The sequence below is a fragment of the Ruegeria sp. R14_0 genome (genome assembly GCF_017743975.1).
Lineage (GTDB): Bacteria > Pseudomonadota > Alphaproteobacteria > Rhodobacterales > Rhodobacteraceae > Ruegeria.
Map to the genome: position 1 here is coordinate 1 of NZ_JAGHRC010000026.1, position 1,232 is coordinate 1,232.

A 1,232-nucleotide genomic window follows, 5' to 3' on the forward strand; every position below is an offset into this window, starting at 1 on the left:
ATGGCAAAGGAAAAGTTTGAGCGTACAAAACCGCACGTCAACATCGGCACGATTGGCCACGTTGACCATGGTAAAACGACGCTGACCGCAGCGATCACCAAGTATTTCGGTGACTTCAAAGCGTATGACCAGATTGACGGTGCGCCGGAAGAGAAAGCGCGCGGCATCACCATCTCGACCGCCCACGTGGAATACGAGACCGACAACCGCCACTACGCGCATGTCGACTGCCCCGGCCACGCTGACTACGTCAAGAACATGATCACCGGTGCTGCGCAGATGGATGGCGCGATCCTGGTTGTGAACGCTGCTGACGGCCCGATGCCGCAGACGCGTGAGCACATCCTGCTGGGCCGCCAGGTTGGCATCCCGAAGATGGTCGTGTTCCTGAACAAAGTTGACCAGGTTGACGACGAAGAGCTGCTGGAACTGGTTGAGATGGAAGTTCGCGAACTGCTGTCCAGCTACGACTACCCGGGCGACGATATTCCGATCATCGCAGGTTCGGCTCTGGCGGCGATGGAAGGCAACAACCCGGAAATCGGCGAAGAGAAGATCAAGGAACTGATGGCGGCCGTTGATGACTACATCGACACCCCTGAGCGTGCTGTTGACCAGCCGTTCCTGATGCCGATCGAAGACGTGTTCTCGATCTCGGGTCGTGGTACCGTTGTGACGGGCCGTGTTGAGCGTGGCGTGATCAATGTTGGCGACGAGATCGAAATCGTCGGCATCCGCGACACCACCAAGACCACCTGCACCGGCGTTGAAATGTTCCGCAAGCTGCTGGACCGCGGTGAAGCGGGCGACAACATCGGCGCGCTGCTGCGTGGTGTTGACCGTGACGGCGTTGAGCGTGGCCAGGTTCTGTGTAAGCCGGGTTCGGTTACACCGCACACCAAGTTCGAAGCCGAAGCCTATATCCTGACCAAGGAAGAAGGCGGTCGTCACACTCCGTTCTTCGCGAACTACCGTCCGCAGTTCTACTTCCGTACGACTGACGTGACCGGCACCGTGACCCTGGCGGAAGGTACCGAGATGGTCATGCCCGGCGACAACGTGTCGTTCGGCGTTGAGCTGATCGCACCGATCGCGATGGAAAACGGCCTGCGTTTCGCCATCCGCGAAGGCGGCCGCACCGTCGGCGCCGGCGTTGTGTCGAAGATTATTGAATAATTCGCGCAAGCGAATGATCGAACGAAAAGGGCGTCCCTCGGGACGCCCTTTTTGTT

At 58.8% G+C, this 1,232-nt stretch carries 1 protein-coding gene; it reads left to right on the plus strand.

What is annotated here, in order from left to right:
- The coding region (tuf, locus tag J7416_RS22575) for an elongation factor Tu (protein ID WP_170429872.1) at positions 1-1,176 on the plus strand (1,176 nt) is incomplete at its 5' end.
- Positions 1,177-1,232 lie beyond the last annotated feature (56 nt).